A 26,420-nucleotide genomic window follows, 5' to 3' on the forward strand; every position below is an offset into this window, starting at 1 on the left:
TCCTACAGCAGTGCGCGACTCGGAATCCATCAGCGTCCCGACCATGGCCAGGACGACACCACATATGCTCGGGTGATTGGGTTGCCGCACCAAATCTAGTTATTGCTGGCTCGCAAATTACCTTATCGGTAGACTCGGTGACAAGAGTCTGTTCTGCCACAAGAATCGGTTTTTTGGGTTTTCCCCAACTTGCCTGCCACCGACATCGGCCTCGGGCCTGGTCTGGCCCAGTGTATTTTCGGCGGTCTTGCGTGGAGGTGCGCAGTTTTCATTGACTTCATGGTCCAAAAAGAAATATGCCTCCTAAAGGCCGCCAATTGGGCGGCTTTTTGGTTTTTCGGCACCCGGAGACGCAAATAATGAGCGGTTCGGCGCTTTACGAGACTTTCGCACGCGCACCCCTGGCATTCGAAAGGGGCGAAGGCTCCTGGCTTATCACGCAGGACGGCGAGCGATATCTCGATTTTGCCGGCGGCATCGCCGTCAATTCGCTGGGCCATGGCCACCCGAAGCTGGTGGCGGCGCTCACCGAGCAGGCCGGCAAGCTCTGGCACACTTCCAACCTCTACGAGATCCCCGGCCAGACCCGGCTGGGCGAGCGGCTGGCGGCTGCCACCTTCGCCGACAAGGTGTTCTTCACCAATTCGGGCGCCGAGGCGCTGGAATGCGCCATCAAGACCGCGCGCCGCTACCAGTATGTGAACGGCCACCCGGAGAAGTTCCGCACAATCACCTTCGAGGGCGCCTTCCACGGCCGCACCCTGGCGACCATCGCCGCCGGCGGCCAGCAGAAGTATCTGGAAGGTTTTGGCCCCAAGGTCGACGGCTTCGACCAGGTGCCTTTCGGCGACATGGAAGCGCTTGAAAAGGCGATCACGCTGGAGACGGCCGCGATCATGATCGAGCCGGTGCAGGGCGAGGGCGGCATCCGCGAGGTGCCGGCCGCACTTCTGAAGCGCCTGCGCGAACTGTGCGACCAGCACGGCCTGCTCCTGATCTTCGACGAGGTTCAGAGTGGCATTGGGCGCACCGGCAAGCTGTTCGCCTATGAATGGTCGGGCGTCGCGCCCGACATCATGGCCATTGCCAAGGGCATCGGCGGCGGCTTCCCCGTAGGCGCCTGCCTGGCCACCGAAGCTGCCGCTTCGGGCATGACCGCCGGCGTGCACGGCACCACCTTCGGCGGCAACCCGCTGGCCATGGCCGTGGGCAACGCCGTGCTCGACGTGGTGCTGGAAGACGGCTTCCTCGACGAAGTCAGCCGCAAGGCGTTGTTGATGAAGCAGGGCCTGGCGGCAATAGCCGACGAGTTCCCGGACGTCATCGAAGGCGTGCGCGGCTCCGGCCTCATGCTGGGCCTGAAGTGCAAGCTGCCCAACACCAAGGTCAACGCCGCCCTGCGCGACGAAAAGCTGCTGGCGGTTCCCGCCGGCGACAATGTCGTGCGCCTGCTGCCGCCTCTCACCGTCTCCGACGACGAGATCCGCGCGGCCCTGGACCGCATTCACGCGGCCGCCAAGGGCCTGTCCGCAGCCGCCGCATAGGGCATAGACGAAACAGCCTTCAGAGGTTCGACATGACAGGTGGTATCCGCCACTTCACCGACCTTTCCACCGTCTCCGCAGACACGCTGCGCGGCATCCTAGACGATGCGGTCGCGCGCAAGGGGCGCCTGAAAGCCGGCGAGCGTTCGCGACCTCTCGACGGCAAGGTTCTGGCGATGATCTTCGACAAGCCGTCGACGCGCACCCGCGTGTCGTTCGACGTCGGCATGCGCCAGCTGGGCGGCGAGACCATCATGCTCACCGGCACCGAGATGCAGCTCGGCCGCTCCGAGACCATCGCCGACACCGCCAAGGTGCTGTCGCGCTATGTCGACGCCATCATGATCCGCACCACCTCGCATGAGCGGCTGGTCGAGCTCACCGAGAACGCCACCGTTCCGGTCATCAACGGTCTCACCGACGACACCCACCCCTGCCAGATCATGGCCGACGTGATGACCTTCGAGGAGCATCGCGGCCCGGTCGCCGGCAAGACCTTCGCCTGGGTGGGCGACGGCAACAACGTGCTGCACTCGCTGATGCAGGCCTCGGCCCGCTTCAGCTTCAATCTCAACATCGCCGTGCCGGAAGGCAGCGAGCCGATGCAGGACTTCATCGAGTGGTCGCGCGAGAACGGCGCCACTCTGAAGTTTACGCGCAGCGCCGAGGAGGCGGTCGAGGGCGTGGATTGCGTCGTCACCGACTGCTGGGTCTCGATGGGCCAGGAGCATCGCGCCCGCGGGCACAATGTCTTCCTGCCCTATCAGGTCAACGAGGCGCTGATGAAGCGCGCCAAGTCCGACGCGCTGTTCATGCACTGCCTGCCCGCCCATCGCGGCGAGGAAGTCACCGACGAGGTCATCGACGGGCCGAATTCGGTGGTCTTCGACGAGGCCGAAAACCGCCTGCACGCCCAGAAGGCGGTGCTGGCCTGGTGCCTGGGCGCCTGATCCGTTCCGTCCGCGCGGGCGGTTTTGCAGCTCAGAAGCTTGATCCGGCGCGTGGCGATGCCTATTTGCCCCGGATCATACCCGCTTTGATGTCTGAACCAGCGGCTCCGGCGCTTCGTCCCGCCGGCAGGCCGCCACAAGGAATTGGATCCATTGGCTGATAAAGAACTCAAGCTCGGCGAATTCGGCGTGGCCGGCGACGATAATGTCGTGCCCTTCGAGGTCGGCCCGCTCGACGTGCGCGGCCGCATCGTGCAGCTCGGGCCCCTGCTTGACCAGATTCTCGCCCGTCACGAGTACCCCGAGCCCGTCGCGCGCCTTCTGGCAGAGGCGGTGGTGGTGACCGTGCTGCTCGGCACTTCGCTGAAGTTCGAGGGCAAATTCATCCTCCAGACCCGCACCGACGGGCCCATCGACATGCTGGTGGCGGATTTCGCCACGCCGCATTCGGTGCGCGCCTATGCCCGCTTCGACAATGAGCGGCTGGAGAGGCTGATTGCGGCTGGCGAAAGCTCGCCCGAAGCGCTGCTGGGCAACGGCGTGCTGGCGCTCACGGTCGACCAGGGCCCGCACACCCAGCGCTACCAGGGCATCGTCCAGCTCGACGGCATCACGCTGGAGGAAGCGGCCAAGACCTATTTCCGCCAGTCCGAGCAGATACCCACCGACGTCCGGCTTGCCGTGGGCAAGCAGGTCGTGCCGGGGGCTGGCGGCCGCGAATACTGGCGCGCCGGCGGCCTCTTGGCGCAGTTCCTGCCCAAGGCGCCCGAACGCATGCGCGCGCCCGACATCCATGGCGGCGATGGCGACACCGACCTGTCGCCGCGCGAGGTCGCCGACAATTCCTGGCAGGAATTGCTGGCGCTGTCGGCCACCGTCGAGCCGACCGAACTGCTCGACCCCACCGTCGGCTCCGAAAGGCTGCTCTACCGCCTGTTCAACGAGCACGGCGTGCGCGTGTTCGATAGCGTCGAGGTGCTCGACCAGTGCTCCTGTTCGCGCGATAAGGTGCGCGGCATTCTCGGCGGCTTTTCAGCCGAAGAGATCGCCGACAGCGTGGAAGACGGCCTCATCCGCGTGAACTGCGAATTCTGCTCGAAGAAATACGAGTTCGAGCCGGACGAGTTCACCGAGGCGGTTTGATCTGTCCTCCGGCCTCACCAGCCGGAACCCCGCAGGAGTTCGTTCCAGTCGGGGTTGGAAGCTTCTATCAATTCGATCTTCCACTGACGCAGCCAGCGCTTGAGTGACTTCTCGCGCTGGATCGCGTCGCGGATGTCGAAATGTTCCTCGTACCACACCAGCCGATGCACGCCGTACCGCGCCGTGAAGCGCGATCCCTTGCCCTCCTTGTGCTCCGGGATGCGACGGCCAAGGTCGTTGGTCACGCCAATATAGATCGTGCCGCGTTTCTGGCTGGCTGTCATGTACACATAGCCCGTCATGGTTGGACGGTAGCGGATCGGTCCAAGGACGCAATCCTGCATTCTGCCTGCATGGCTTGGTTGATGCGTTACGGCATGGATCCTCGGGTCAAGCCCGAGGATGACGAAGGCAGAGGCGTTTCTGCAAGGCACCTATCGGCGAAAGTTGGCAGTGACATTTTTCGGTTCGTCATCCTCGGGCTTGACCCGAGGATCCATGCCGGAACCTCGCAGCAGCGCGCCGTTCCTCTCAGGAAGACGCTTACCGACGCATTACCGCCGCGTCAGTTCACCGTGTGGGCCGTTCCGGGCAGATCCAGCGAAAAGGCCGGAATCTCTACGTCGAACAACTCGTCGCGTTCGTTGCGCATGGTGTAGCGCCCCACCATGATGCCCGAGGGCGTGGTGAGCGGGCAGCCGGACATGTATTGGTAGCTGTCGCCGGGGTTCAGCTCCGGCTGTTCGCCGACGACGCCCGAGCCGCGTACTTCCTCCACCCGGCCGCTCTCGTCGGTGATCTGCCAGTAGCGCGACAGCAACTGCACGAATTCGTCCGACTGGTTGGCAATGGTCACCCGATAGCCCCAGACATAGCGGCTTTCCGTGGGGTTCGAGCGTTCCTCGAGATAGAACGGCTCCACACTCACCTCGATGTTGCGCGTTACGGCGCGGTACATGGCAGTCGCACTCCTAAGTTCCCGAAAGAATCCGCCCTGAGCGGCAGACGGTCAACGGCTTTGGTTCATCTTCCTCGTGATTGTGATTTCCCCATGGCGGCAATTGTCGTCTATTGGGCGCAATGACGCAGCAGGGGGTAGGCGGATGCTGGACGGTTGGGCGCGCAAGCGCATCGACCCGGTGCTGGATGCAGGCGGGGTCCTTCTGGCGAGGGCCGGGGTATCGGCCGATGCGGTGACGTTCGTCGCCTTCGGCGTCGGGCTCCTGGCTGCTGCGGCGATTGCTAAGGGCTGGTTCCTCACCGGGCTTGCGCTGCTGCTTGCCAGCCGCTTGGGCGACGGGCTGGATGGCGCCGTGGCGCGGGTAAACGGCCGCACCGATCGCGGCGGCTATCTCGATATCGTGCTCGACTTCGCCTTCTATGGCGCCATTCCGCTCGGTTTCGTGCTGGCCGATCCTGCGGCCAATGCGGTTGCCGGCGCCGTGCTGCTGCTTTCCTTCTACGTCAATGGCTCGACCTTCCTCGCCTATGCAGTCATGGCCGAACGGCGCAAGCTGCCGGGCAAGCCGCGGGGCGAGAAGTCGCTGTTCTTCACGGCGGGCCTCGCCGAAGCCACCGAGACGCTGGCCGCCTTCACTGCCTTCTGCCTGTTCCCGGGCTGGTTTCCGGCCATCGCCTATGCGTTTGCCGCGCTCAGCTTCTACACGGCGCTATCGCGCATCGTGCTGGCGGCGCGCACATTTCGATGAAGGCCTCATGCCGCATTGCAAGCCGCACCGGCCGCGCCTAGCTTCCGCGCGCATCGAAATTCCCGGGGGATTCGCGTGAACAAGGCAGTCCGAATTTGCCTGCTGGCGGCCTTCGCCTCGTCGCTGCCCGTCGTCGCCCACGCCGAGTGGCAGGCGGTCGAGAAGGTCGAGACCTACGCCATATCGGGCAAGACCGGTCCCGAGCTCTACGCCTCGATCGGCGCACAGGGCCCGAAGGTGGGAAGCCTTGGCATCCGCACAATCGCGCAGACCAATTTCAAGCTCACCTGGTCGCGCAAATACGAGCCACAGAAGGATGGCGCCTGCACGCTGGTTTCGGCGCGGCCCAACCTCACCATCACCTACCTGCTGCCCCGGCCGAGCGGAAAACTGCCGCCCGCCATCAGGACGAGCTGGGAAGCGTTCTATTCAGGGGTCGAGGCGCATGAGCGGGTGCACGGCGACCACATCAAGGACATGGTGAAGGAAATCGAGCAGCTGAGCATCGGCTTTTCCGTTCCCGACGATGCCGGTTGCAGCAAGGTCCGCGAAGAGTTGACGAAGCGTCTGGCAGAGATCTCGCTGGCGCAGCGCCAGCGCAGCCGCGACTTCGACCGGGTCGAGCTCAGCGACGGCGGCAATGTCCACCAGCTTATCCTTGCATTGGTGAATGGCGGGTAGGTCGCAGGCGCGGTCTCCAATGCCGAATCCGGCGAGCGGCGCCGGTCGCCCCAACTCGTTATCCTCGGGCCGGAGCACGAGGGACAACGGCCAGACGCGAAAGCGGGCGTGGCGATGAATAGGTGCGAGCCTCGATCCACGAGGTGGGATGACGCGCAAGGCGATCGCGTATGTCTCGGCTTACCCCCACTCCGCCTCGCTTCGCTCGGCACCTCTCCCCCTCAAGAGGGGAGAGGAAGGGAGCCAGCGTCGCGGACGGCGTTTCCTCTTCCCCGTCGAGCGGGGGAGAGGTGGTTTGCGCAGCAAACCGGAGTGGGGGTCGAACTCAATGTGCTCTGCCCTCAAGGGGGAGGGAGGGCGCCCCGCCGCTTGGGGCTTTACGCCGCCGCCTTCAGCGCGCCGTCGATGTCCTTCAGAAGGTCGTCGATATCCTCCAGCCCCAGCGAAAGGCGCAGCGTGCCGTCGCCGATGCCGAGTTCGGCGCGCGCCTCGTCGGTCAGGTTCTTGTGGGTGGTGGTGGCCGGATGGGTGATGAGGCTCTTGGAGTCGCCGAGATTGTTGGAGATCAACACAATGTCGAGCGCGTTCTCGAAGGCGAAGGCCGACTTCTTGCCGCCCTTGAGATCAAAGCAGATCAGCGTCGAGCCGCCAGTCATTTGCTTCTTGATGATATCGGCCTGCGGATGGTCGGCGCGGCCGGGATAGATCACTCGCGCCACCTCCGGCCGCCCGGCCAGGAAATCGGCGATCTTGGCCGCGCTTTCCGTCTGCTGGCTCACGCGTAGCGGCAGCGTCTCCAGCCCCTTCAGCAGCGTCCAGGCGTTGAACGGCGAAAGGCTCGGGCCGGTATGGCGGAAATAGTCCTGCAGGTTCTCGTCGATCCACTGCTTGTCGGAGAGGATCACGCCGCCCAGGCAGCGGCCCTGGCCGTCGATATGCTTGGTGGCCGAATAGACCACGATATGTGCGCCGAGCTCCAGCGGCTTCTGCATCAGCGGCGTGGCGAAGACATTGTCGACGATGAGCCGCGCGCCGACCGAATTGGCGAGTGCAGCCACGGCGGCGATGTCCACCACCTCCAGCGTCGGGTTGGTCGGGCTTTCGAGGAAGAACACCTTTGTGTTGGGACGCACCGCCTTTTCCCAGTTGGCGATCTCGCGCCCGTCCACCAGCGTCGCCTCGATGCCGTAGCGGGGCGCCAGCGTCTCCACCACCCAGCGGCAAGAGCCGAACAGCGCGCGCGCCGCCACGATATGGTCGCCGGCCTTGAGGCTGCACAGGATAGCCGCTGTCACCGCGGCCATGCCCGAGGCCAGCGCGCGGGCGTCTTCGGCGCCCTCCAGCGCGCACATGCGCTTTTCGAACATGTCGACGGTCGGGTTGGCGTAGCGCGAGTAGATGAAGCCCGGCGCCTCGCCCTTGAAGCGCGCCTCCGCCGCCTCGGCGGTGTCGTAGACATAGCCCTGGGTCAGGAACATCGCCTCGGCGGTTTCGCCGAATTCGGAGCGCAGCACTCCAGAATGGACGAGTTGGGTTGCAGGCTTCCAGTCGTGCTTGTTTTTTGTCATTGCCTTGATCCAAACACAAAAAAACCGGCCGCGAAGAGTCGCATGCCGGTGCACGAGCGGCCCTTTAGCGACTTGTTTAACGTGGCTGCAAGCCGACCGGCAAATCACCACGGGGATAAAGCCCATTTAGACCTCGTGCCGGCTTGCGTCAATGATCTACATCATTAAACGTCCTTCGATCATTTCAGCGGAGCAGGCATTGGCGAAGGCAGGCATTCTTCCGGATCAGGAGATCTCGGCAATCTTCCAGTCGGGAGCACTGGTTTCCGCTCGCCCGCTCGACCCAGACCAGATCCAGCCGGCCAGCCTCGACCTGCGCCTGGGCGAAAAGGCCTACCGCGTGCGCGCGAGCTTCCTGCCGGGCCCCGGCCACAAGGTTGCCGAGAAGCTTGATCGGATCAAGTTGCACGAGATCGACCTGACGCAGGGCGCCGTGCTGGAAACCGGTTGCGTCTACATCGTGCCGTTGCTTGAAAGCCTCGCGCTGCCGCAGGCGATCTCGGCCTCGGCCAATCCGAAGAGCTCGACCGGCCGCCTCGACATCTTCACCCGCCTCATGACCGACCACGGCCAGGAGTTCGACAAGATCGCGGCCGGTTACGCGGGGCCGCTCTACCTGGAAGTCAGCCCGCGCACCTTCCCCATCATCGCGCGCACCGGCTCGCGCCTGTCGCAGATACGCTTCCGTATCGGCAACGCGCTGCTGACCGAGGCCGAGCTTCACGACCTGCATCAGGCGGAAACGCTCGTCGCCTCCGAGACGCCGAACATTTCCGGCGGCGGGATCGCGCTCTCCATCGACCTGCAGGGCGACAAGGACGGCCTGATCGGCTACCGCGCCAAGCATCACACCGGGCTGATCGACGTCGACAAGCGCGCGGCGCAGGACCTGCACGATTTCTGGGAGCCGCTCTACCGGCGCGGCGCGGGCGAGTTGGTGCTCGATCCCGACGAGTTCTACATCCTCGTCAGCCGCGAGGCCGTGCATGTGCCGCCCGGGCATGCGGCCGAGATGACGCCTTTCGATCCGCTGGTCGGCGAATTCCGCGTCCACTATGCCGGCTTCTTCGATCCCGGCTTTGGCCATTCCGCCGCGGGCGGCACCGGCAGCCGCGCCGTGCTGGAAGTGCGCAGCCACGAGGTGCCCTTCATTCTCGAGCACGGCCAGATCGTCGGCCGTCTCGTCTATGAGCACATGCTGTCGCGGCCGAACGCGCTCTACGGAACGGATCTCGGATCTAACTATCAGGCGCAGGGCCTGAAGCTTTCCAAGCATTTTCGCACCGCCTGAAACGGGCGGTCGCGCTGCCCGTTGAAGCTGAAGGCGGGTCAATTAAGTTCCGAGGTGTCCGCCTCGAGGACCTCGATCGAGGAGGGCCTGGCTGCCCGGTATTCGGGCACCAGGTGCGACAGGAGCTCGATTACCCTGTCGGCATCTTCGCGCGCCGCCGCAGCCTCCAGGCTGGCAAAAGTGCGGTGCAGCAGCGTCTTGTCGATCACGCGCGGCGAGGCGATCACATAGCCCTCGTCGGTCTTGGCGTCCCGCACTTCCGAGGGATCGAACAGTTCCTCGTAGAGCTTTTCTCCAGGACGAAGCCCGACGAAAGAGATTTCGATGTCGGCATGCGGCCTGAAGCCCGCAAGCCGGATCATGCGTTCCGCCAGCTCCACGATGCGGACGGGCTTGCCCATGTCCAGCACCATGATCCTGCCGCGCTCGCCCCGATGCCGCAGTGCGTGCGCAGACGCATGCAGGACCAGGCGCACTGCCTCGGGAATGGTCATGAAGAAGCGCACGATGTTCGGATGCGTGACCGTCACCGGGCCACCGGCGGCGATCTGTTCCTGGAAGCGGGGCACGACGGAGCCGTTCGAGCCCAGCACATTGCCAAACCGCACGGTCTTGAAACGTGTGGACGCCAAACTCGCGTCCAGGGCCTGGCAATAGGCTTCCGCGGCGCGTTTCGTCGCCCCCATCACGCTCGTCGGGTTCACCGCCTTGTCGGTGGAGATCATGATGAAGGCTTTGGCATCGTTGGCCAGCGCCGCGTCGGCCACGTTGCGGGTGCCGAGAATGTTCGTCTTGACGCCTTCGATCGGGTTGTCCTCGACCAGCGGAACATGCTTGAGCGCGGCCGCATGAAATACGACATCCGGCCGGTAGAGGCGGAAAATGTCGTTGACGCGGGTTGCGTCGCGCACATTTACGAACCGGGTGACGATCGGCAGCTTCGGATAGGTTTTGCGCAGCTGATTGTCGATCGTGTAGAGATGAAACTCCGAACTGTCGGTGACGATCAGCAGCCCCGGATTGGAGGTGGCGATCTGCCGGCACAGTTCCGAGCCGATCGAGCCGCCAGCACCGGTAACCAACACCACGCGCCCGTTGATCAGGTGGGCTATGCTTTCCGTGTCGGGCGCCACCTCGGGGCGTCCAAGCAGGTCTTCCAGTTCGATAGGCTTGGGTTCGGCAAGAAGGCTGCTGGTGACAGACAAGGTCGCCGTCATGTCGGGAATTCTGGTCACCTTCAGGCCTGAGCCTGTGGCCACTTCGAGGATCTCGTTCAGTCGCTGCCGGCTCGGCTGCTGCTCCGTGACGACCAGTTCCGAAATCTTCAAGCCGCCGCGTTCGAGGCGTCTTACATGGCTTTCCATGTCGGCCAGCGTGCCCACGACCTTGACGCCATGCACCATGCGCGAGCGGTTGCGCGGATCGTCATCGAAGATCGCGACCACCGACAGATTGCTGGCGCTGCTGCGCCTGGTGCTGCGGATGAAACTCTCGGCGCTGTTCGAAAGCCCGAGAAGCACGACCTTGCGGCTCCTGTTCGCCCAGTTCGATCCGAAGAAACCCGCCTTCCAGTTGCCCTCCATCGCCAGCCGGTACACGACTCGCGTGGCAGACATGCCAGCGATCAGGAAGAGGGCTGACAGCACGGGAACGCTGCGCGGCATATTTACGCCGCGCGAGAGCAGGAAAGCTCCCATCGTGTAGACGCCGACTGCGACCACCGTCGCCTTCGTCAAGGCGCCCAGTTCCGAAAGCGACACGTAGCGCCAGGAGCCTTTCTGCACATTGAAAATGAAAAAGCAGGCAGCGCAGACGGCAGTGAACGAGGCCGTCTTTTCCCACATGCCGGGCACATGGGGCAGACGGATGTGCCCATACGCGCACAGATAGGCGGAGAAGAACGCGCCTGCGGCGATTGCCAGGTCAAGCGCGATACTTCCGAGCCGCCAGAGATTGATTCTGCGCGCGCCGAAAAGCGAAATCATTCCAATTTGTGTCCCCGAAGCGTTTGACGCCTCATTAAGGCCTTGAATATAAAGCCTCGGACCTCCCAATAACACAAAGGCGCCCAAATTGGCGATAGGGCCACAGAAATGCCTTCGTTAATTCACCGGGTATTCAATGGCAGGCATTCTTGCCCCAACCTGGCAAGCGCCATACCAGCGCATGCCGGGCCGGCTGAGGCGGAACTGTCTTGACCAGGATTCTGGTCACAGGTTCGAGCGGCTTCGTCGGCGGTCACCTGCTGAGCAGGCTGGCCGAGGATGGGCACGATATCGCCATTGCGACACGATCGCCGCTCGCGAATACCTTCGGCCGGGCTGAGACAATCGTCGTAGGCGGCCTCGGTCCGCACACCGATTGGAGCAGGGCGTTGGACGGCTGCGATGCGGTTATCCACCTGGCGGCGCAGGTGCCGGGCCGTGGCGTCACGCCGGGCGATTTCGACAAGGTCAACAATCTCGGCACCGCCCGTCTCACCGAACAGGCTTTCGAAGCCGGCGTGAAGCTGTTCGTCCACTTGTCCAGCGTGCTCGCGGTGGCCGACAATTCAAGCGGCGCGCCGGTATCCGGCGATACCCTGTTGCGCGGGCCGGGCAACCCTTATGGCCTGTCCAAGCTGGCTGCCGAATCCCACGTCGCAAGCTTTTCGCGGCAAGGTCGCGGCGGCATCTCGATCCGGGCGCCGCTGGTCTACGGCTGGAACGCCAAGGGCAACTGGGCCCTGCTGCAGCGGCTGGCGGCTTCCGGGCTGCCACTGCCCTTTGCGGCGGTTCGCAACCGCAGAAGCCTGATCGCCGTCGACAACCTCGCCGATGCCATTGCGACGGTGGTGAACGCTCCGCTCATCGATCAGGAGAGAGGCGGTGTCTACGCGGTAGCGGATTCCGAGTCCGTCAGCCTGGCTGAGCTGATCGGCTGGCTCCGGCAGGGCATGAAGCGCTCACCCGGGTTATGGGCTTTTCCCGAGAGCGGCTTGCGGGCGCTGTTGGGCGCGGCCGGGCAGGGCCGTGTCGCGCGCAGTCTTCTGGGCGACCTGGAGGTGGATTCCAGCCGCTTCCGCGCGGCCTTCCGATGGGCGCCTCCGCTCACGGCCCGGGAAGCCATATGTGCCTCTGCTGAGCGTTATCTTCTGGAACGGAGCGTCTAGCCGCGCAGCCTGTCGCCTCGGCCGGCCCCGCGGAAAACCGTGGCCCACAAAATTCGCAAGTCCACGGCGAGCGAGGCGCTCTTGGCATATTCGGCGTCGATCGCGGCCAGGCGCTTCGGGTCCGACATGTCGATGCCGCGTATCTGCGCCAGCCCGGTTATGCCCGGCCGCAGGGCGAGAAGGCCGTATTTCTGGCGTTCCCGAACAAGCTCGGTCTGCGTTGGCAGGCAGGGCCGGGGCCCGACGAAGCTCATTTCGCCTCGCAGCACGTTGTAGAGTTGGGGCAGTTCGTCCAGCTTGGTTCGGCGCAGGAAATGCCCCAGCGGCGTGACGAAGCTGACTGAGCCTTCATGCGAGGGCACCTCGGGCGTTTCCACGTGCATCGTCCGGAGCTTGTGGCAGTTGAAAATCTTGCCGTTCCGTCCAACCCGGCGTTGCGAGAAGATGCCCCCTCCCGGTGAGGTCAGGCGGACCGCCAGGACTCCGAGGCCGATGACCGGCGCGAGCGCGCAGATGCCAAGGATCGCGGCTAGAAGGTCGAAGCTCCGCTTCAGCACGGCCGACGCCTGCAGAGAGTTTTGCCAGATCGGTTCAATGCCATAGCCCCGCGCGAGAAAGATCGCCGCCATTTGGCTTTGGATCGAGCCGATGTCAAAGCGCATGCCGCCGGAAATTGTGGGTATCGCGTGTGCCGCGCGCGGTCGCGAATTCGAAATAAGGAGACCGTCAATGAAGCTGGAGCGGGTAGCGGGAATCGAACCCGCGCGTTCAGCTTGGGAAGCTGACAAGCTACCATTACATCATACCCGCGTACCGCCCCGAATATCATGGACCCGCGCCGGTCGGCAATCGCAAATCTCGCCGAGGCAGCATTCCGTGGGTAGCGGCGCTTGAACGTGCCGCCCAAACTCGCCTATGTGCGCACGAAGGCAATCGTAACGCGAATCGCAGGAGGACGACCCGTGTCCGAATTTACGCGCTTTCTCGGTGATACCCCGCTTCGGATCTTCCTCAAGCTGCTCGTGGTATCGTTTCTGGTGGGCATCGTGATGAGCTATTTCGGCTGGTCGCCCTATGATGTCTTCTACCAGATCCGCGATTTCGTGCTGCAGCTCTGGAACATGGGTTTCAAGGCGATAGACCGCTTCGTGGGCTATTTCCTGCTGGGTGCCGCGGTGGTGGTGCCGGTCTTCGTCGTCCTGCGGCTTTTGAGCTATCGGCGCTGAGCGTCGGCCACGCGCGGGTGACAGGATGCAACCTCTCCTGACATCCGGCCCTTGCGCTAACCTGCGCGGATACTGCACATCGGGTCGTCTCGCACTGAAAGAACCGACGTGGATCAGAACCGGTTGACGCAGAACGGCCCCACCGCATTCGAGGTAAGCAACCGGCGCGTGCTCGCCATCGCCATCCCGATGACGCTTGCCTACATCACCACTCCCATGCTCGGCGTGGTGGACACGGCCGTTGTGGGGCAATTCGGGGACGCTGCCTTGCTGGGCGGTCTGGCCGCCGGCGCGATCGTCTTCGACGTGGTGTTCACCAGCTTCAATTTCTTGCGCTCCGGCACCACCGGTCTCGTCGCCCAGGCCTTTGGCCGGGGAGATACGGGGCAAGAGCGGGCAGTGCTGCTGAGAGCCGGAGCCATCGCGCTGGCCTGCGGCCTTGCGCTCATCCTGCTGGCACCGCTTGTTGCCGCGCTGGGCGAGTGGTTCATGGCGGCCGAGCCGCGCGTCACCGCGGCCATGGACACCTATATCCGCATCCGGCTGCTTTCGGCGCCTGCATCGCTCCTGAACTACGCCATGCTCGGCTACTTCCTCGGGCGCGGGGAGGCTGGGATGGGCCTGTTCCTGCAACTCGTGCTCAACGGCGTAAACATCGCGCTGTCGGTCCTGTTCGGGCTTCACTTCGGCTGGGGCATCGAAGGGGTCGCCTGGGGCACTGTCTGTGGCGAAGCGGTCGCAATGCTGCTTGCCCTGGCAATCATCGCGCGCCGCTTCGCGGCGATGCCCAAGATTGCCTGGCGCGAGATTTTCGAAGCAACTGCGATGCGCCGCATGCTGGCGCTGAACGGCGACATCATGATCCGCTCTTTCGTGCTGATGGGGGCGTTCACGCTGTTGACGCGCCAGGCTGCGCAGATTGGTACGGTGACGCTCGCCGCCAATGCGGTGCTGATGCATTTCTTCATGGTGTCGAGCTATTTCCTCGACGGCTTCGCCACCGCCGCCGAGCAGTTGGCCGGCAGGGCGGTCGGCGCGCGCTATCTGCCGGCGTTCAACCGGGCCATCAGGCTGACGTCGCTGTGGGGATTTGCGCTCGCAGGGGTGGCAAGCATGGTGGTGCTGCTGTTCGGCGAAAGGCTGATCGGCCTGGTCACCACCGCCGAGGCAGTGCAGGCGGAGGCCGCGATCTACTTGCCGTGGGCTGCCTTCACCGCGCTAAGCGGCGTCATGGCCTTTCAGATGGATGGGGTCTTCATCGGCGCGACCTGGTCACGCGACATGCGCAACATGATGCTTTTGTCATTCGCGGCCTTCGTGGCGTCGCTTGCGGTGTTCGGCCACTTTTTCGGCAATCATGGGCTCTGGGCGGCACTGCACGTGTTTCTCATCGCGCGCGGCTTGAGCCTGTTGTCGATCGTGCCAAGGAACGTGCGCGCCACCTTTGCCGGCTGAGCACATCAGCCGGAAAAGCGGTCAGTCGAGCGTGCGGTCGGCCCAGTGGGCCAGGCGCGCACCCCGTATCTCGCTCAGGCTGGAAATGCCTTCCGCCTCGGCGAAGCGGGCCATGCCTTCAACGATGCGCGCCGGCATGGTCGGCCCGGCATAGATCATCCCGGTATAAAGCTGCACCAGGTCGGCGCCGGCGCGGATCTTCTCCAGCGCGGTGTCGCTCGAGTTCACGCCGCCCACACCGATGATCGCGACGTCAGGGCCGAGCAGCCGGCGCATCTTGGCCAGCACGATGGTAGAGCGCGCGAACAGCGGCTTGCCCGAGAGACCGCCGGTCTCATTGCGTTGCGAGCTGGCGAGGTGAGGGCGGGAGATGGTCGTGTTGGAGACGATGATGCCCTCGACGCCTTTCTCCACAACCTCGGCGGCAATATCCTCTAGGTCGGCCTCATGCAGGTCAGGCGCGATCTTGAGGAAGATCGGCGTCTTGCGGCCAAGCCGCGCCGCCTCTGCGTCGCGCGCGGCCATCACGCGGGAAAGCAGCTCGGCCAGGCTTTCGCGTGCCTGCATGTTGCGCAGGCCCGGCGTGTTGGGCGAGGAGATGTTGACCGTGAGGTAGCTGGCGTGGCGCGCAAAGCGCTTCACGCCAAGTTCGTAGTCGCCGATGCGGTCGGCGCTGTCCTTGTTGGCGCCGATATTGACGCCGACGATGCCGGGGCGCCCGGCGCGGGCGGCAAGCCGCTGCTCGCAGCGCTCGTGGCCTTCATTGTTGAAGCCCAGGCGGTTGATGACGGCCTCATCCTCGGTCAGGCGGAAGATGCGCGGCTTGGGGTTGCCGGACTGGGCAAGCGGCGTCACCGTGCCGATCTCGGCAAAGCCGAAGCCCAGCCGCAGCAGCGCATCAGGCACCTCACCGTTCTTGTCGTAGCCTGCCGCCATGCCAAGCGGATTGGGAAAATCGAGCCCGCACAGGGAAACGCGCAGCCGCGGGCTGGACACCGCCCTGCCGGGCAGCGGAACTCCGCAGCGCAGCGCGCGGATCGAAAGCCCGTGCGCCGTCTCGGGATCGAAAGTGAACAGCAGGTTGCGGCCGAGCGTGTCGAAAAGGCTCATCACGCCTCCAGGGCCGGAAATACATGCGAGCCGCCCGCGTCCAGCGGCAGCGGCTTGACCCAGACGACCGCCTCAAGGTCCAGCGGCGCAAAAAGATGCGGAAACAGTGCCCCGCCGCGAGAAACCTCATATTTCAGCGCAGGGCCAAGCCTGGCCTCGTCGATGGCGACCAGCAGCAGGCCGTCCTGTCCGGCGAAATGCTTGGCCGCGGTTTCCCGCACCTGTTCTGCAGTGGAGAAGTGGATGAAGCCGTCGGCAAGGTCCACCGGCGCGCCGGTGAAGGTGCCGGATGCCTCGGCCTCGCGCCAAAGCGCTTCGGGGCAAATTTTGTAGATGATCTGTCGCATGCGCGCCCTATAGTCCGAAAGCAGGAGCGGGGAAAGCGCCGCCCCTCGCAAATTCCGGCGCAACTTGCGAATGGAGGAACCCATGCGTGCCACTGCCATCGCCCTTACGGCAATTCTCGTCACGCAGGCAGCCGGTGCCCATGCCGAGCAAGAGCGCTACCGGCTCGAGAAGACGGAGAAGGGCTACGTGCGGATGGACACGAAGACCGGCGCGATGTCGATCTGCGAGGACTATGGTGGCCAACTCGTCTGCAAGCTGGCCGCCGACGAGCGCGACGCCTATCAGGACCAAATCGAACATCTGGAAAATTCGCTGAAGGCGCTCGAAAATCGCGTTGCCGCGCTCGAGAACAGGGAGGCCGCGGCGCCGGCGCTTCCCACCGAGGAAGAGTTCGAGAAGGGCATGGGCTACATGGAGCGCTTCCTCCGCCGCCTCATGGGCGTCGTCAAGGACATCGAAAGGGAGGACAACCCTTCGGAGGAGCCTGAAGAAAACCCGCAGCCCACGCCGAACAAGACTTGAACCTGGCATGACCCCGCGTTCGTTCTTGCCCGGAACGTCGGCCGAAAGGGCGCTCAACCGTAAGGCAAGTGGCCTGGCGTGAGGCATCGGCCAAGTGCCTGCCGACAGACGCGAATGTTCGTCCGACCTTGGCGCTCCTGTGTTGAATCACAATTCGCATTTTGCAATTCAGGGTTTTTGTTATGATGCCGCGCATCAGCCGCGCCCGAGAGGCGGACATCACGGCGCGCGGCCGCACCGTTGGGAGGGTTCAGTGCTCAAGGAATTTCAGGAATTCATTTCGAAGGGGAATGTGATCGACCTGGCGGTCGGTATCATCATCGGCGGCGCCTTCACCCTGATCGTCAATTCGCTGGTCGGCGATATCGTGATGCCGGTCGTCGGCACGATTTTCGGTGGCTTCGACTTTTCCAACTACTTCCTGCCGCTGTCCTCCAAGGTTACCGCGACCACGCTGGCCGAGGCCAAGAAGCAGGGCGCGGTGTTCGCCTATGGCAACTTCATCACGGTGCTGATCAACTTCCTGATTCTTGCCTTCATAATCTTCCTGATGGTCAAGGGCGTGAACACGTTGCGCCGCAGACTCGTTGCAGAGAAGGCGGCCCAGCCGACCCCGCCGGCGCCCGAAATCGTGCTGCTGACCGAGATCCGCGACCTGTTGTCGAAGAAATAGCGGTTGCTGGCGCAATGAAATTCGGAAAACCCCGGCCATTCTGGTCGGGGTTTTCTGTTTGATGGCTGGCAAGCCACCCGGCTGATTGGTTCCTATTAACGTCAGGATGCGACATGACCCTGCTTGAAAGTCTGCGACGCGAAGCCCGACTTGCACCGGAAAGCGGCATCTCCGCCGTTGCCGTCTATGGCCGCGGGCGCGAGGGCCTGATCCCGCTCTGGACGGGCGAGGGCGACATGCCCACTCCGGCCTTCATTTCCGATGCGGCCACGCAAGGCCTGCGCGACGGCGAAACCTTCTACACCTGGCAGCGCGGTATTCCGGAACTGCGCGAGGCGCTCGCCCGCTACCATCAGCGACATTTCGGGCGCCAGTTCGCGGCCGAGGAGTTTCTGGTGACTGGCGGCGGCATGCAGGCGATCCAACTGGCACTCCAGGCTACTGCCGGAGCCGGCGACGAGGTCATTTATCTCACCCCCGCCTGGCCGAATTTTCCCGGTGCTGCGGGCGTTGCCGGCGCCCGGCCGGTCGCGGTACGGCTGGACCTTTCCGAAAATGGCTGGTCCTGCGACGTTGGCAAGATCGAGGCCGCGATCACGCCGCGCACCAGGGCGATCTTCCTCAACAGCCCGTCCAATCCCACCGGCTGGACGGCGAGCATGGAGGAGTTGAAGGCCGTGCTCGATCTGGCCCGCCGGCATGGCCTCTGGATCATCGCCGACGAAATCTATGCGCTGTTCTACTACGGCGGCGTGCGTGCGCCCTCCTTCATGGACTTCATGGAAGACGAGGACCGCATCGTCTTCGTCAACACCTTCTCCAAGAACTGGGCCATGACCGGCTGGCGCATGGGCTGGCTGCGCGTGCATCCGTCGCTGCAGCAGACCTTCGAGAACCTGATCCAGTATTCAACCTCGGGGGTGGCCCAGTTCATGCAGCGCGGTGGTATCGCCGCGCTGGAGCACGGCGACGGGTTCCTCGCCTCGCAGATCGAGCGGGCGCGGCAAGCGCGCGATCTCGTCTGCGGCATCCTTGGGGAAACCGGGCGCGCGCGAGTGATCGCCCCGCAAGGCGCGTTCTATCTGTTCTTTACCATCGACGGCATCGAGGATTCGCGCAGCGCGGCCTTCGACATCATCGACCACGCCAATGTCGGGCTCGCGCCCGGCACAGCGTTCGGGGAGGGGAGAGAGGCGTTCTTCAGGCTCTGCTTCCACCGCCGCCTCGACCAGCTCGAGGAGGCGGCGACGCGGCTCGCGGATTGGATCCGCAAGCGCTGAGGCAAGCGAGGAGGGGGGCGGCTCAGCCGCCCGACTTGGGCACCAGCAGCGGGATGATCCGCTCGGTCTTGGCCACCGAAGGCTGGTCCGAGCCGCGGTAGGGAATGCCGAGCGCATCCCAGGTCTCGGTCAGCGCGTCCTTCAGCGTATCGATCAGCGCGTCGGTGTGGAGGGGCGTGGGCGTGATGCGCAGCCGCTCGGTGCCGCGCGGCACGGTCGGGTAGTTGATCGGCTGGATGTAGATGCCGTGCACGCCGAGCAGCCGGTCGGACGCCATCTTGCACAGCTCCGGGTCGCCGACCAGGATTGGCACGATGTGGGTTTCAGACGGCATTACCGGCAGGCCGGCCTCGGCAAGCACCCGCTTGGTCTGGGCTGCCTGCTGCTGCTGCGCGTCGCGCTCCGCCTGCGATGTCTTGAGGTGGCGGATCGAAGTTGCGGATGCGGCGGCGATGGCCGGCGGCAGCGCGGTGGTGAAGATGAAGCCCGGCGCATAGGAGCGCACGGCGTCGATCACGGCGCTGGGGCCGGTGATGTAGCCGCCCAGCGTGCCGAAGGCCTTGGCCAGCGTGCCCTCGATGATGTCTATGCGGTGCGCCAGCCCTTCACGCTCGGTGATGCCGCCGCCGCGTGCGCCGTACATGCCAACGGCATGGACCTCATCGATATAGGTCATGGCGTTGTACTTCTCGGCGAGGTCAGCGATACCGGCGATGGGTGCGATGTCGCCATCCATCGAATAGACCGACTCGAACACGATCAGCTTGGCGCGCTCGCGGCCCGCCGCCTGCAACAGGCTCTCCAGATGCGCCACGTCGTTGTGGCGGAATATCTTCTTCTCCGCGCCCGAGCGGCGCACGCCCTCGATCATGGAGGCGTGGTTCAGTTCGTCCGAGAGAATGAGGCAGTTGGGCAGCAGCCGGCCGATGGTCGAGATCGACGCTTCGTTGGAAACGAAACCGGAGGTGAACACCAGCGCCGATTCCTTCTGGTGCAGGTCTGCAAGCTCGAGCTCGAGCTCGACCAGCGGATGGTTGGTGCCGGAGATGTTGCGCGTGCCGCCGGCGCCGGAGCCCATCTGCCCGGCTGTCTGCTGGAAGGCGCCGATCACGCTGGGGTGCTGGCCCATGCCGAGATAGTCGTTGGAGCACCACACAGTGATTTCCTGGGTCTGCCCGTTGGCGCGCCAGATCGCGCGCGGAAACGACCCCGCGATCCTCTCCAGGTTGGCGAACACGCGATAGCGCCGCTCGGCGTGAAGCTGGTCGATCGCCTCTTCGAAAAATCGCTGATAGTTCATAATGGCTTCCCGGGATTTTCGTCGGATCATAATCGCGACGCGTTTTTCAGTCCATTCCACGAAGACGGTCAAAATGCCACGCCGTCTTTGGTCGATATAGGGGCGCAAGCCGCTGCTTCCTTGATTCAGATCAAGGGAGGCTCTTCCCCGCCTCGGACGCATCTGGACGATGGCGTTTAGACGTGATTTCCAATATGCCGTGGTCGGACTTGGTCGACGATGAGGGACTGGACGATGACCGTATTGGTGACTGGCGGCGCCGGCTATATCGGCAGCCACATGGTGTGGGAACTGCTGGACGCTGGCGAGAAGGTGGTCGTCGTCGACCGCCTTTCGACGGGGTTTGACTGGGCGGTGGCGCCGGAAGCTACGCTGATTGTCGGGGACATCGGTGATGCCGACCTCGTCCGCGGGGTGATCCGCGATCATGGCGTGGATGCCATCATCCATTTTGCCGGTTCGATCGTGGTGCCGGAATCGGTCGCCGACCCGCTGGCCTATTACGAGAACAACACTTCCAAGACCCGCACCCTGGTGGAAACCGCGGTGAGAGAAGGGGTGAAGCACTTCATCTTCTCCTCCACGGCGGCTGTCTATGGCGCTGCGGGGCTGGAACCCGTGCGCGAGGATGCGCGGCTGGCGCCCGAATCGCCCTATGGCCTGTCCAAGCTGATGAGCGAATGGATGCTGCGCGATGCGGCCGCGGCCCACGACCTGCGCTACACCGCGCTGCGCTACTTCAATGTCGCAGGTGCCGACCCCCGCGGCCGAACCGGCCAGTCCACGCCCGGCGCCACCCATCTGATCAAGGTTGCGTGCCAGACCGCGCAGGGCAAGCGCGCTTCCATGCAGGTTTTCGGTACCGACTACGCGACGCCGGACGGCACCTGCGTGCGCGACTACATCCATGTCAGCGACCTGGCGCATGCGCATTACCTTGCCTTGCAGCGGCTTCGCGCCGGAGAGGGCAACCTGGTCGCCAATTGCGGCTACGGCCATGGCTATTCGGTACTGGAGGTGATCGAGGCTGTGCGCCGGGTTCATGGCGCCGCGTTCGAAGTCACGATGGGCGGCCGGCGGCCGGGCGATGCCGATGCCGTCGTCGCCAATTCCGACCTGGCCCGCCGCGAACTCGGCTGGCGGCCGAAGCATGACGATCTCGACGCAATCGTGGCGGATGCCCTTGGCTGGGAAAGGATCCTTGCCGGCAAGAACTCGTCCAACGCCGGCTAGGACTGCCGAGAAAACCCACACTCTCCTGTTCTTCCTCCACTTGCCCGCGCGAGCCTTCCGCTTCCGCGGGCGGCTGGCCGCGCCAATAAAAGGCTCTTTGCGGCGGCCGGAAAGTCGCTAAGGTGGCCCAATAAATAGCGTGCCGGCGGCTATTACAGCCGCGCCGAAACACGCCACCTTGAAGACAACGGCAGCCTGCACGGGGAACACGCAGCGACTGCCGGCACAGGAAAAGGAAGGAGACCGCAATGTCGAAAGTGATCAAGGGCGGCACGATTGTCGCCGCCGACAGGACCTATGAGGCCGACATCCTGATCGAGGGCGAGCGCATCTCGGCAATCGGAAAGGGGCTTTCCGGCGATACCGTGATCGACGCCGAGGGCGCGTATATCATGCCGGGCGGCATCGATCCGCACACCCATCTGGAAATGCCGTTCATGGGCACCACTGCCGCCGAAACCTGGGAAAGCGGCACCTTTGCGGCGCTTTCGGGCGGCACCACCATGGTGGTGGACTTCGTCATTCCCGGTGCGGACGGCATGCTGGCGGCGCTGGAGGAGTGGGAGGCGCGCGCCACGCGCCAGGCATCGTCGGACTATTCCTACCACATGTGCGTCACCGGCTGGTCGGAGCAGGTCTTCTCCGACATGGCCAAGGTGGTGGACCGCGGCATCAACACCTTCAAGCACTTCATGGCCTACAAGGGCGCGCTGATGGTGAACGACGACGAGATGTTCGCTTCCTTCCAGCGCTGCGCAGCCCTTGGCGCGCTGCCGCTGGTGCATGCCGAGAACGGCGACATCGTCGCCGCCCTGCAGCAGAAATACATAGATTCCGGCGTGCCGGGGCCGGAGGCGCACGCCTATTCACGCCCGCCCGAGGTCGAGGGCGAGGCCACCAACCGCGCCATCATGATCGCCGACGCCGCCGGCGTGCCGGTCTATATCGTGCACGTTTCGTGCGAGCAGAGCCACGAGGCGATCCGGCGCGCGCGCCAGAAGGGCATGCGCGTCTTTGGCGAGCCGCTGATCCAGCACCTGACTCTGGACGAGAGCGAATACCAGAACCGCGACTGGATGCATGCCGCCCGCCGGGTGATGTCGCCGCCGTTCCGCAACAAGCTCCATCAGGACAGTCTGTGGGCCGGTCTTGCCGCCGGCTCGTTGCAGGTTGTGGCCACCGACCACGCCGCCTTCACCAGCGAGCAGAAGACGCTCGGCCTCGACGACTTCCGCAAGATCCCGAACGGCACAGGCGGGCTCGAGGACCGCATGCCCGTGCTGTGGACGCGGGGCGTGGAGACAGGCCGGCTGACGATGAACGAGTTCGTGGCTGCCACTTCCACTAACATCGCCCAGATCCTCAACATCTATCCGCAGAAGGGTGCGATCCTGCCCGGCTCCGACGCCGACCTGGTGGTCTGGGACCCGAAGCTGTCCAAGACGATCTCGGCCGCCAACCAGAAGTCGATCATCGACTACAACGTGTTCGAGGGCGTCAAGGTCAAAGGCCTGCCGCGCTACACGCTGTCGCGCGGCGACGTGGTGTGGACGCACGGGCAGAACGACCAGCCGCAGCCCGGCCGCGGCAAGTTCGTCAAGCGCCGGCCCTTTGCTGCGGTCAACCAGGCGCTTTCGAAATGGAAGGAGATCACGGCACCGCGCGCGGTGACCCGCTCGGCCGAGCACATGCCGATCGGCGTCTGAGCGCCCGCAACGCCGTGAACCACGCCCGGCAATCGGCTTGCCGGGCGGAAGACCCCAACGGGCAAATCCGTGGATCGTTTGCGGCCGGCGGCCCAGGCGTCATATTGCCGGCCATTTTGCAGGCTCAAGGTGCCGCACGCTCCGGCATGGGCCTCGCCCTGAGAAGCCGACCGGCCGTTCGCCGGCCTGCGGCAAACCGGAACGCATTGCCACCCACCCGTCGGGGGGATCTTGCAAGTGAAGCGTTTTCTGGGGTTCGTGCTCATCTCGCTTTGCCTTCTCTTGATCGAGGGCTCGGTTCCCAATGCGCACTTCGGCGAGGGCCTTCTGGCCGAGCCCCGCATCCTTCTCCCTAAAAAGACGCCGGGCAGCACCGTCTTCGTCTTCTCCGATGCAGGCGGTTGGTCGGCCGCGGATGACGATTTCGCGCAGCGCCTCACCAAGTCCGGCGCGATCGTCGTGGGCGTCGACCTGCCGCAATATCTCCGTGCGATAGACGACATGCGGGACGACTGCGCTTATCTCGTCTCGGACATAGAGAGCCTCAGCCACCGCATCCAGCGCGCCGTCAACGCGCCCAGCTACAGCCCGCCCATCCTTGCTGGGACCGGGCAGGGCGGCGGGCTGGTCATGGCAATCGCAGCGCAGACGCCCGCCGACACGGTGGGCCACACGGTCGCGGTCGACCCATCCGCCAGCGTGCCGCTAACCAAGACGCTGTGCAGCGGCGCACCACGCAGTGCCACGCCGCAGGGCATCGTCTACGGCCTCGCCGAAGGCGACCTGCCCAATCCGATCGATGTCAGCTTCACCGCCGAGGCTTTTGCCGAGGGGCGCAGGCACATCGAAGACCTGCGCGGACAGGGCTTCGGCATCACCGTCCGCGACGCCCCGGTGTCGCCGCATGCGGCGCTGGAGGCGGCGGTCACCTCACTCGTCGGCTCTCTGCCCACCGCTGCCGGCAAAATGCCGATCGTCACCCTGCCTGCAAAGCCGGCCCATGACACCATGGCCATCGTCTTCTCCGGCGACGGCGGCTGGCGCGACCTCGACAAGGCCATCGCCGGCATCCTGCAGCAAAGGGGCGTGCCGACCGTCGGGGTGGATTCGCTGCGCTATTTCTGGACCGCGCGCACGCCCCAGGAGATGGCGCAGGACCTGCACGAACTCATTTCCGGCTTTCGCCAGCGGTGGAAGGTCCGGCACGTTCTGCTGATTGGCTATTCCTTCGGCGCCGACATATTGCCTGCGGCGTTCAATGCGCTGGACGCGGCCGACCGGGAGCGGGTCAGCCAGCTTTCCCTGCTGGGCTTCTCGCACAGCGCCTCCTTTGAAATTTCGGTGGCGGGCTGGCTGGGCACATCCGGACCGGATGCCGTGCCCACGATGCCGGAACTGGAGAGGATCGACCCCGCGCTCGTCCAATGCATTTATGGCGAGGAAGAAGACGACACGGCCTGTCCCGATCTCGCCGGCCGGAAAGTCGAGGTCGTCAAGACCTCGGGCGGCCACCATTTCAACGGCGACTATGCCGCCCTGGCCGACAAGATCATCTCCGGCCTGACCCGCCGGCTGGACAAGAAGGTACCGGCCGCGCCCGCCCTGCTTCCCGTCTCGGAGACGGCGGCTGGGAATTAAATCTTCGTAATGTGCTGGAAAACCCTAATTCGAGGCCGTTCGACGCCCTAACTAGCATTGCATGGGAAAGATCCGTGGCGGATGCGCAGACCGAATGCGGGTCCGGGCGGCGTCTAGCAGACGGTTCCATCGACGGAACACGCCACGGTGCTTGGATCAACCTTCGCAAGGACCATGCAAATGTCCTCCATTCTCCGCAGACACCGCGTCGCTGCCTTGCTCAGCGCCGCGCTGATCGCCACTCCGCTGCTCTGGCCGATGTTCCGGGCCGATGCTCACGCCCCGCTCCCCGTCAGTCCGGTTGCTGCGCTTGCAGTGCAGGGCGGTTCCTTCGCGCCGATTGTCAGCGCCGCCAAGCCGGCGGTGGTGACCATCATGACCAAGATGAAAGTGCAGTCGTCCGATGAGGGCAACATGCCGCCGCTCGGCCAGGGGTCGCCCTTTGATGAGTATTTTCGTCAGTTCTTCGGGGAGCAGGGTATGCCGCGGATGCCGCAGCGCGGGCCCAAAAGCGAGCGGGCTGAGGCTATCGGCTCCGGCTTCATCATCGACTCGAGCGGCATTGCCGTCACCAACAACCACGTCATCGACGGCGCTTCCGAGATCAAGGTGATACTGGACGACGGCACCGAGACTACCGCCAAGCTGCTCGGCCGCGATGCCAAGAGCGACCTGGCGGTCATCAAGATCAAATCAGACAAGCCGCTGCCCACGTTGAAATGGGGCGATTCCGACAAGATCATGCCCGGCGATCAGGTGCTGGCGATAGGCAATCCTTTCGGCATCGGCACGACAGTCACGGCCGGTATCGTCTCGGCACGCGGCCGCGATCTGCACAGCGGGCCCTATGACGACTTCATCCAGGTCGATGCCGCCATCAACCACGGCAACTCCGGCGGTCCGCTGCTGGGCATCGACGGAACCGTCGTAGGCATCAACTCGGCCATCTATTCGCCCAACGGCGGCAATGTCGGCGTCGGCTTCGCAATTCCCTCCGACCAGGCCGCGCCGGTGGTGGCCAAGCTCATCAAGAGCGGTTCGATCGAGCATGGCTTTATCGGCGTGCAGATCCAGCCGGTGACCCCGGACGTCGCGAACGCGATCGGTCTGGCCAAGGCGGCGGGCGCGATCGTTGCCCATGTGGGCGAAGGTTCGCCGGCGGCGGAGGCCGGGCTCAAGACCGGCGACATCATTACCGGCTTTGCCGGCCACGAGATCAAGAACCCGCGCGAACTGTCGCGGATGGTCGCCGATGTAACGCCGGGCACCAAGGAAGATCTCACCGTGTGGCGCAACGGCAAGAGCGAGAACCTGCCCATCACCGTGGGCAACAACGACACCGACCAGAAGCCCGTCCTGGCGGAAGAGACACCCAACCAGTCGTTCGACGGCGGCTTCAACGTGCCCAGCCTCGGGCTCGGACTAGGCGACGTCACCTCCGATGTGCGCCAGGCGCTTAACCTGTCGGCAAACGAGAAGGGCGCGGTGGTTGCCAATGTCGATCCCAACAAGTCGGGCGCCGAACAGGGCATCCGCGAGGGCGACGTGATCGTCTCGGTCAATCAGGTGCCGGTCAAGAACGCCAAGGAGGCGAGCCGCGCAGTGGCCGACGCGGCCAAATCGGGCAAGAAGTCGGTGTTGCTGCTGATCCAGCGCGGCGAAGCCCAAACCTTCGTTGCGGTGCCCTTCGCCCACGCTTGATCACGGACCTGTCGCGTCAATGTCGCCCGGAAGCACTTCCGGGCGACATTTTTTGCAACGCCTCGGGCGCATTGCCGCCAAAAAGCCGTGAGGAAATTGACTAACGCTCGCGTCTGCGGCGAAATCGGACCTAGACGGATCCGGGGCCGATACGAGACGTTGTCAATGTCTTCGCTTGGAGGCGAGGTTCG

Annotated in this window: 24 protein-coding genes, 1 tRNA gene and 1 riboswitch; of the genes, 16 read left to right on the forward strand and 9 right to left on the reverse strand. The window is 64.4% G+C overall.

What is annotated here, in order from left to right:
* Positions 1 to 359: 359 nt before the first annotated feature.
* The 3 genes from ABLE86_RS05580 (at position 360) to ABLE86_RS05590 (ending at position 3,637) form a co-directional block, all read left to right on the forward strand.
* Entirely contained in the window at positions 360 to 1,544 is a 1,185-nt protein-coding gene (locus ABLE86_RS05580; RefSeq protein ID WP_348777946.1) for an aspartate aminotransferase family protein, read from the forward strand.
* A 32-nt stretch (positions 1,545 to 1,576) separates the two neighbouring features.
* The gene (gene argF, locus ABLE86_RS05585) at positions 1,577 to 2,494 is read left to right on the forward strand and encodes an ornithine carbamoyltransferase (RefSeq protein WP_348777947.1); all 918 of its coding nucleotides are present in this window, start codon (positions 1,577 to 1,579) and stop codon (positions 2,492 to 2,494) included.
* Positions 2,495 to 2,647: 153 nt separating this feature from the next.
* Positions 2,648 to 3,637 (forward strand): Hsp33 family molecular chaperone, encoded by a 990-nt coding sequence (locus ABLE86_RS05590; RefSeq protein ID WP_348777948.1) that lies wholly within the window; start codon positions 2,648 to 2,650, stop codon positions 3,635 to 3,637.
* Positions 3,638 to 3,651: 14 nt separating this feature from the next.
* Here ABLE86_RS05590 and ABLE86_RS05595 read toward each other — a convergent pair whose 3' ends face one another.
* Both ABLE86_RS05595 and apaG read right to left on the reverse strand, forming a co-directional pair.
* Positions 3,652 to 3,939 carry a GIY-YIG nuclease family protein gene (locus ABLE86_RS05595; RefSeq protein ID WP_348777949.1) on the reverse strand — a complete coding sequence of 96 codons (288 nt, stop codon included), beginning with the start codon at positions 3,937 to 3,939 and terminating at the stop codon, positions 3,652 to 3,654.
* A 263-nt stretch (positions 3,940 to 4,202) separates the two neighbouring features.
* Positions 4,203 to 4,595: a Co2+/Mg2+ efflux protein ApaG gene (apaG, locus tag ABLE86_RS05600; protein WP_348777950.1), complete on the reverse strand. Its 393-nt coding sequence runs from the start codon at positions 4,593 to 4,595 to the stop codon at positions 4,203 to 4,205.
* Between the two features lie 145 nt (positions 4,596 to 4,740).
* On the opposite strand from apaG, the gene ABLE86_RS05605 reads away from it, so the two are divergent.
* Both ABLE86_RS05605 and ABLE86_RS05610 read left to right on the forward strand, forming a co-directional pair.
* On the forward strand, positions 4,741 to 5,346 hold the full coding sequence (locus tag ABLE86_RS05605) for a CDP-alcohol phosphatidyltransferase family protein (protein WP_348777951.1): 606 nt from the start codon (positions 4,741 to 4,743) through the stop codon (positions 5,344 to 5,346).
* Positions 5,347 to 5,439: 93 nt separating this feature from the next.
* Positions 5,440 to 6,027, forward strand: a complete 588-nt coding sequence (locus ABLE86_RS05610; protein WP_348778574.1) for a DUF922 domain-containing Zn-dependent protease — start codon at positions 5,440 to 5,442, stop codon at positions 6,025 to 6,027.
* 377 nt (positions 6,028 to 6,404) lie between these two features.
* Here the strand turns inward: ABLE86_RS05610 and ABLE86_RS05615 are convergent, their stop codons facing one another.
* Complete coding sequence (locus ABLE86_RS05615; RefSeq protein ID WP_348777952.1) at positions 6,405 to 7,595, reverse strand: O-succinylhomoserine sulfhydrylase; 1,191 nt, start codon at positions 7,593 to 7,595, stop codon at positions 6,405 to 6,407.
* A gap of 44 nt (positions 7,596 to 7,639) precedes the next feature.
* Positions 7,640 to 7,716: riboswitch (SAM riboswitch) on the reverse strand.
* Between the two features lie 78 nt (positions 7,717 to 7,794).
* On the opposite strand from ABLE86_RS05615, the gene ABLE86_RS05620 reads away from it, so the two are divergent.
* Positions 7,795 to 8,886 carry a 2'-deoxycytidine 5'-triphosphate deaminase gene (locus ABLE86_RS05620; RefSeq protein ID WP_348778575.1) on the forward strand — a complete coding sequence of 364 codons (1,092 nt, stop codon included), beginning with the start codon at positions 7,795 to 7,797 and terminating at the stop codon, positions 8,884 to 8,886.
* 38 nt (positions 8,887 to 8,924) lie between these two features.
* On the opposite strand, the gene ABLE86_RS05625 is transcribed toward ABLE86_RS05620, so the two are convergent.
* Complete coding sequence (locus tag ABLE86_RS05625) at positions 8,925 to 10,871, reverse strand: nucleoside-diphosphate sugar epimerase/dehydratase (protein WP_348777953.1); 1,947 nt, start codon at positions 10,869 to 10,871, stop codon at positions 8,925 to 8,927.
* Between the two features lie 209 nt (positions 10,872 to 11,080).
* Here ABLE86_RS05625 and ABLE86_RS05630 point away from each other — a divergent pair, with 209 nt between their 5' ends.
* Complete coding sequence (locus tag ABLE86_RS05630; protein ID WP_348777954.1) at positions 11,081 to 12,037, forward strand: NAD-dependent epimerase/dehydratase family protein; 957 nt, start codon at positions 11,081 to 11,083, stop codon at positions 12,035 to 12,037.
* On the opposite strand, the gene ABLE86_RS05635 is transcribed toward ABLE86_RS05630, so the two are convergent.
* Both ABLE86_RS05635 and ABLE86_RS05640 read right to left on the reverse strand, forming a co-directional pair.
* Positions 12,034 to 12,699, reverse strand: coding sequence for a sugar transferase (locus tag ABLE86_RS05635; protein ID WP_348777955.1), 666 nt, complete (start codon positions 12,697 to 12,699; stop codon positions 12,034 to 12,036). The two genes, ABLE86_RS05630 and ABLE86_RS05635, sit on opposite strands and share 4 nt — an antisense overlap.
* A gap of 74 nt (positions 12,700 to 12,773) precedes the next feature.
* Positions 12,774 to 12,847 (reverse strand) — tRNA-Gly (locus ABLE86_RS05640).
* Between the two features lie 152 nt (positions 12,848 to 12,999).
* Here ABLE86_RS05640 and ABLE86_RS05645 point away from each other — a divergent pair.
* A complete protein-coding gene (locus tag ABLE86_RS05645; RefSeq protein ID WP_348777956.1) occupies positions 13,000 to 13,263 on the forward strand; it encodes a DUF6460 domain-containing protein in 264 nt (87 codons plus the stop codon).
* Between the two features lie 108 nt (positions 13,264 to 13,371).
* Positions 13,372 to 14,718 (forward strand): MATE family efflux transporter, encoded by a 1,347-nt coding sequence (locus tag ABLE86_RS05650; RefSeq protein ID WP_348777957.1) that lies wholly within the window; start codon positions 13,372 to 13,374, stop codon positions 14,716 to 14,718.
* 21 nt (positions 14,719 to 14,739) lie between these two features.
* Here ABLE86_RS05650 and ABLE86_RS05655 read toward each other — a convergent pair whose 3' ends face one another.
* Together ABLE86_RS05655 and ABLE86_RS05660 are read right to left on the reverse strand one after the other, a co-directional pair.
* Entirely contained in the window at positions 14,740 to 15,828 is a 1,089-nt protein-coding gene (locus ABLE86_RS05655; protein WP_348777958.1) for a quinone-dependent dihydroorotate dehydrogenase, read from the reverse strand.
* On the reverse strand, positions 15,828 to 16,175 hold the full coding sequence (locus tag ABLE86_RS05660) for a DUF952 domain-containing protein (protein WP_348777959.1): 348 nt from the start codon (positions 16,173 to 16,175) through the stop codon (positions 15,828 to 15,830). The genes ABLE86_RS05655 and ABLE86_RS05660 overlap by 1 nt, the downstream gene beginning before the upstream one ends.
* A gap of 82 nt (positions 16,176 to 16,257) precedes the next feature.
* Here ABLE86_RS05660 and ABLE86_RS05665 point away from each other — a divergent pair, with 82 nt between their 5' ends.
* The 3 genes from ABLE86_RS05665 (at position 16,258) to ABLE86_RS05675 (ending at position 18,651) form a co-directional block, all read left to right on the forward strand.
* Positions 16,258 to 16,698, forward strand: a complete 441-nt coding sequence (locus tag ABLE86_RS05665) for a hypothetical protein (RefSeq protein WP_348777960.1) — start codon at positions 16,258 to 16,260, stop codon at positions 16,696 to 16,698.
* 253 nt (positions 16,699 to 16,951) lie between these two features.
* Entirely contained in the window at positions 16,952 to 17,371 is a 420-nt protein-coding gene (gene mscL, locus ABLE86_RS05670) for a large conductance mechanosensitive channel protein MscL (RefSeq protein WP_348777961.1), read from the forward strand.
* A 113-nt stretch (positions 17,372 to 17,484) separates the two neighbouring features.
* On the forward strand, positions 17,485 to 18,651 hold the full coding sequence (locus ABLE86_RS05675) for a pyridoxal phosphate-dependent aminotransferase (RefSeq protein WP_348777962.1): 1,167 nt from the start codon (positions 17,485 to 17,487) through the stop codon (positions 18,649 to 18,651).
* Positions 18,652 to 18,673: 22 nt separating this feature from the next.
* Here ABLE86_RS05675 and hemA read toward each other — a convergent pair whose 3' ends face one another.
* Complete coding sequence (gene hemA, locus ABLE86_RS05680; protein ID WP_348777963.1) at positions 18,674 to 19,951, reverse strand: 5-aminolevulinate synthase; 1,278 nt, start codon at positions 19,949 to 19,951, stop codon at positions 18,674 to 18,676.
* A gap of 234 nt (positions 19,952 to 20,185) precedes the next feature.
* Here hemA and galE point away from each other — a divergent pair, with 234 nt between their 5' ends.
* The 4 genes from galE to ABLE86_RS05700 all read left to right on the forward strand — a co-directional run bounded on the left by galE (position 20,186) and on the right by ABLE86_RS05700 (position 26,229).
* The gene (gene galE / locus ABLE86_RS05685) at positions 20,186 to 21,184 is read left to right on the forward strand and encodes a UDP-glucose 4-epimerase GalE (RefSeq protein WP_348777964.1); all 999 of its coding nucleotides are present in this window, start codon (positions 20,186 to 20,188) and stop codon (positions 21,182 to 21,184) included.
* A 248-nt stretch (positions 21,185 to 21,432) separates the two neighbouring features.
* Positions 21,433 to 22,890, forward strand: a complete 1,458-nt coding sequence (hydA, locus tag ABLE86_RS05690; protein WP_348777965.1) for a dihydropyrimidinase — start codon at positions 21,433 to 21,435, stop codon at positions 22,888 to 22,890.
* A 237-nt stretch (positions 22,891 to 23,127) separates the two neighbouring features.
* Complete coding sequence (locus ABLE86_RS05695; protein WP_348777966.1) at positions 23,128 to 24,528, forward strand: AcvB/VirJ family lysyl-phosphatidylglycerol hydrolase; 1,401 nt, start codon at positions 23,128 to 23,130, stop codon at positions 24,526 to 24,528.
* Positions 24,529 to 24,708: 180 nt separating this feature from the next.
* Positions 24,709 to 26,229 carry a DegQ family serine endoprotease gene (locus tag ABLE86_RS05700; RefSeq protein WP_348777967.1) on the forward strand — a complete coding sequence of 507 codons (1,521 nt, stop codon included), beginning with the start codon at positions 24,709 to 24,711 and terminating at the stop codon, positions 26,227 to 26,229.
* Positions 26,230 to 26,420 lie beyond the last annotated feature (191 nt).

It is taken from the genome of Mesorhizobium sp. KR2-14, from assembly GCF_040049255.1.
In the GTDB taxonomy this organism is placed as follows: domain Bacteria; phylum Pseudomonadota; class Alphaproteobacteria; order Rhizobiales; family Rhizobiaceae; genus Pseudaminobacter.

Bases quoted from the DNA above. Each gene is read 5' to 3' on its own strand.
- ABLE86_RS05580 (WP_348777946.1), top strand. From the start codon at position 360: ATGAGCGGTTCGGCGCTTTACGAGACTTTCGCACGCGCACCCCTGGCA.
- argF (WP_348777947.1), top strand. From the start codon at position 1,577: ATGACAGGTGGTATCCGCCACTTCACCGACCTTTCCACCGTCTCCGCA.
- ABLE86_RS05595 (WP_348777949.1), bottom strand. From the start codon at position 3,939: ATGACGGGCTATGTGTACATGACAGCCAGCCAGAAACGCGGCACGATC.
- apaG (WP_348777950.1), bottom strand. From the start codon at position 4,595: ATGTACCGCGCCGTAACGCGCAACATCGAGGTGAGTGTGGAGCCGTTC.
- ABLE86_RS05605 (WP_348777951.1), top strand. From the start codon at position 4,741: ATGCTGGACGGTTGGGCGCGCAAGCGCATCGACCCGGTGCTGGATGCA.
- ABLE86_RS05615 (WP_348777952.1), bottom strand. From the start codon at position 7,595: ATGACAAAAAACAAGCACGACTGGAAGCCTGCAACCCAACTCGTCCAT.
- ABLE86_RS05625 (WP_348777953.1), bottom strand. From the start codon at position 10,871: ATGATTTCGCTTTTCGGCGCGCGCAGAATCAATCTCTGGCGGCTCGGA.
- ABLE86_RS05635 (WP_348777955.1), bottom strand. From the start codon at position 12,699: ATGCGCTTTGACATCGGCTCGATCCAAAGCCAAATGGCGGCGATCTTT.
- ABLE86_RS05655 (WP_348777958.1), bottom strand. From the start codon at position 15,828: ATGAGCCTTTTCGACACGCTCGGCCGCAACCTGCTGTTCACTTTCGAT.
- ABLE86_RS05660 (WP_348777959.1), bottom strand. From the start codon at position 16,175: ATGCGACAGATCATCTACAAAATTTGCCCCGAAGCGCTTTGGCGCGAG.
- ABLE86_RS05665 (WP_348777960.1), top strand. From the start codon at position 16,258: ATGCGTGCCACTGCCATCGCCCTTACGGCAATTCTCGTCACGCAGGCA.
- ABLE86_RS05675 (WP_348777962.1), top strand. From the start codon at position 17,485: ATGACCCTGCTTGAAAGTCTGCGACGCGAAGCCCGACTTGCACCGGAA.
- hemA (WP_348777963.1), bottom strand. From the start codon at position 19,951: ATGAACTATCAGCGATTTTTCGAAGAGGCGATCGACCAGCTTCACGCC.
- galE (WP_348777964.1), top strand. From the start codon at position 20,186: ATGACCGTATTGGTGACTGGCGGCGCCGGCTATATCGGCAGCCACATG.
- hydA (WP_348777965.1), top strand. From the start codon at position 21,433: ATGTCGAAAGTGATCAAGGGCGGCACGATTGTCGCCGCCGACAGGACC.
- ABLE86_RS05700 (WP_348777967.1), top strand. From the start codon at position 24,709: ATGTCCTCCATTCTCCGCAGACACCGCGTCGCTGCCTTGCTCAGCGCC.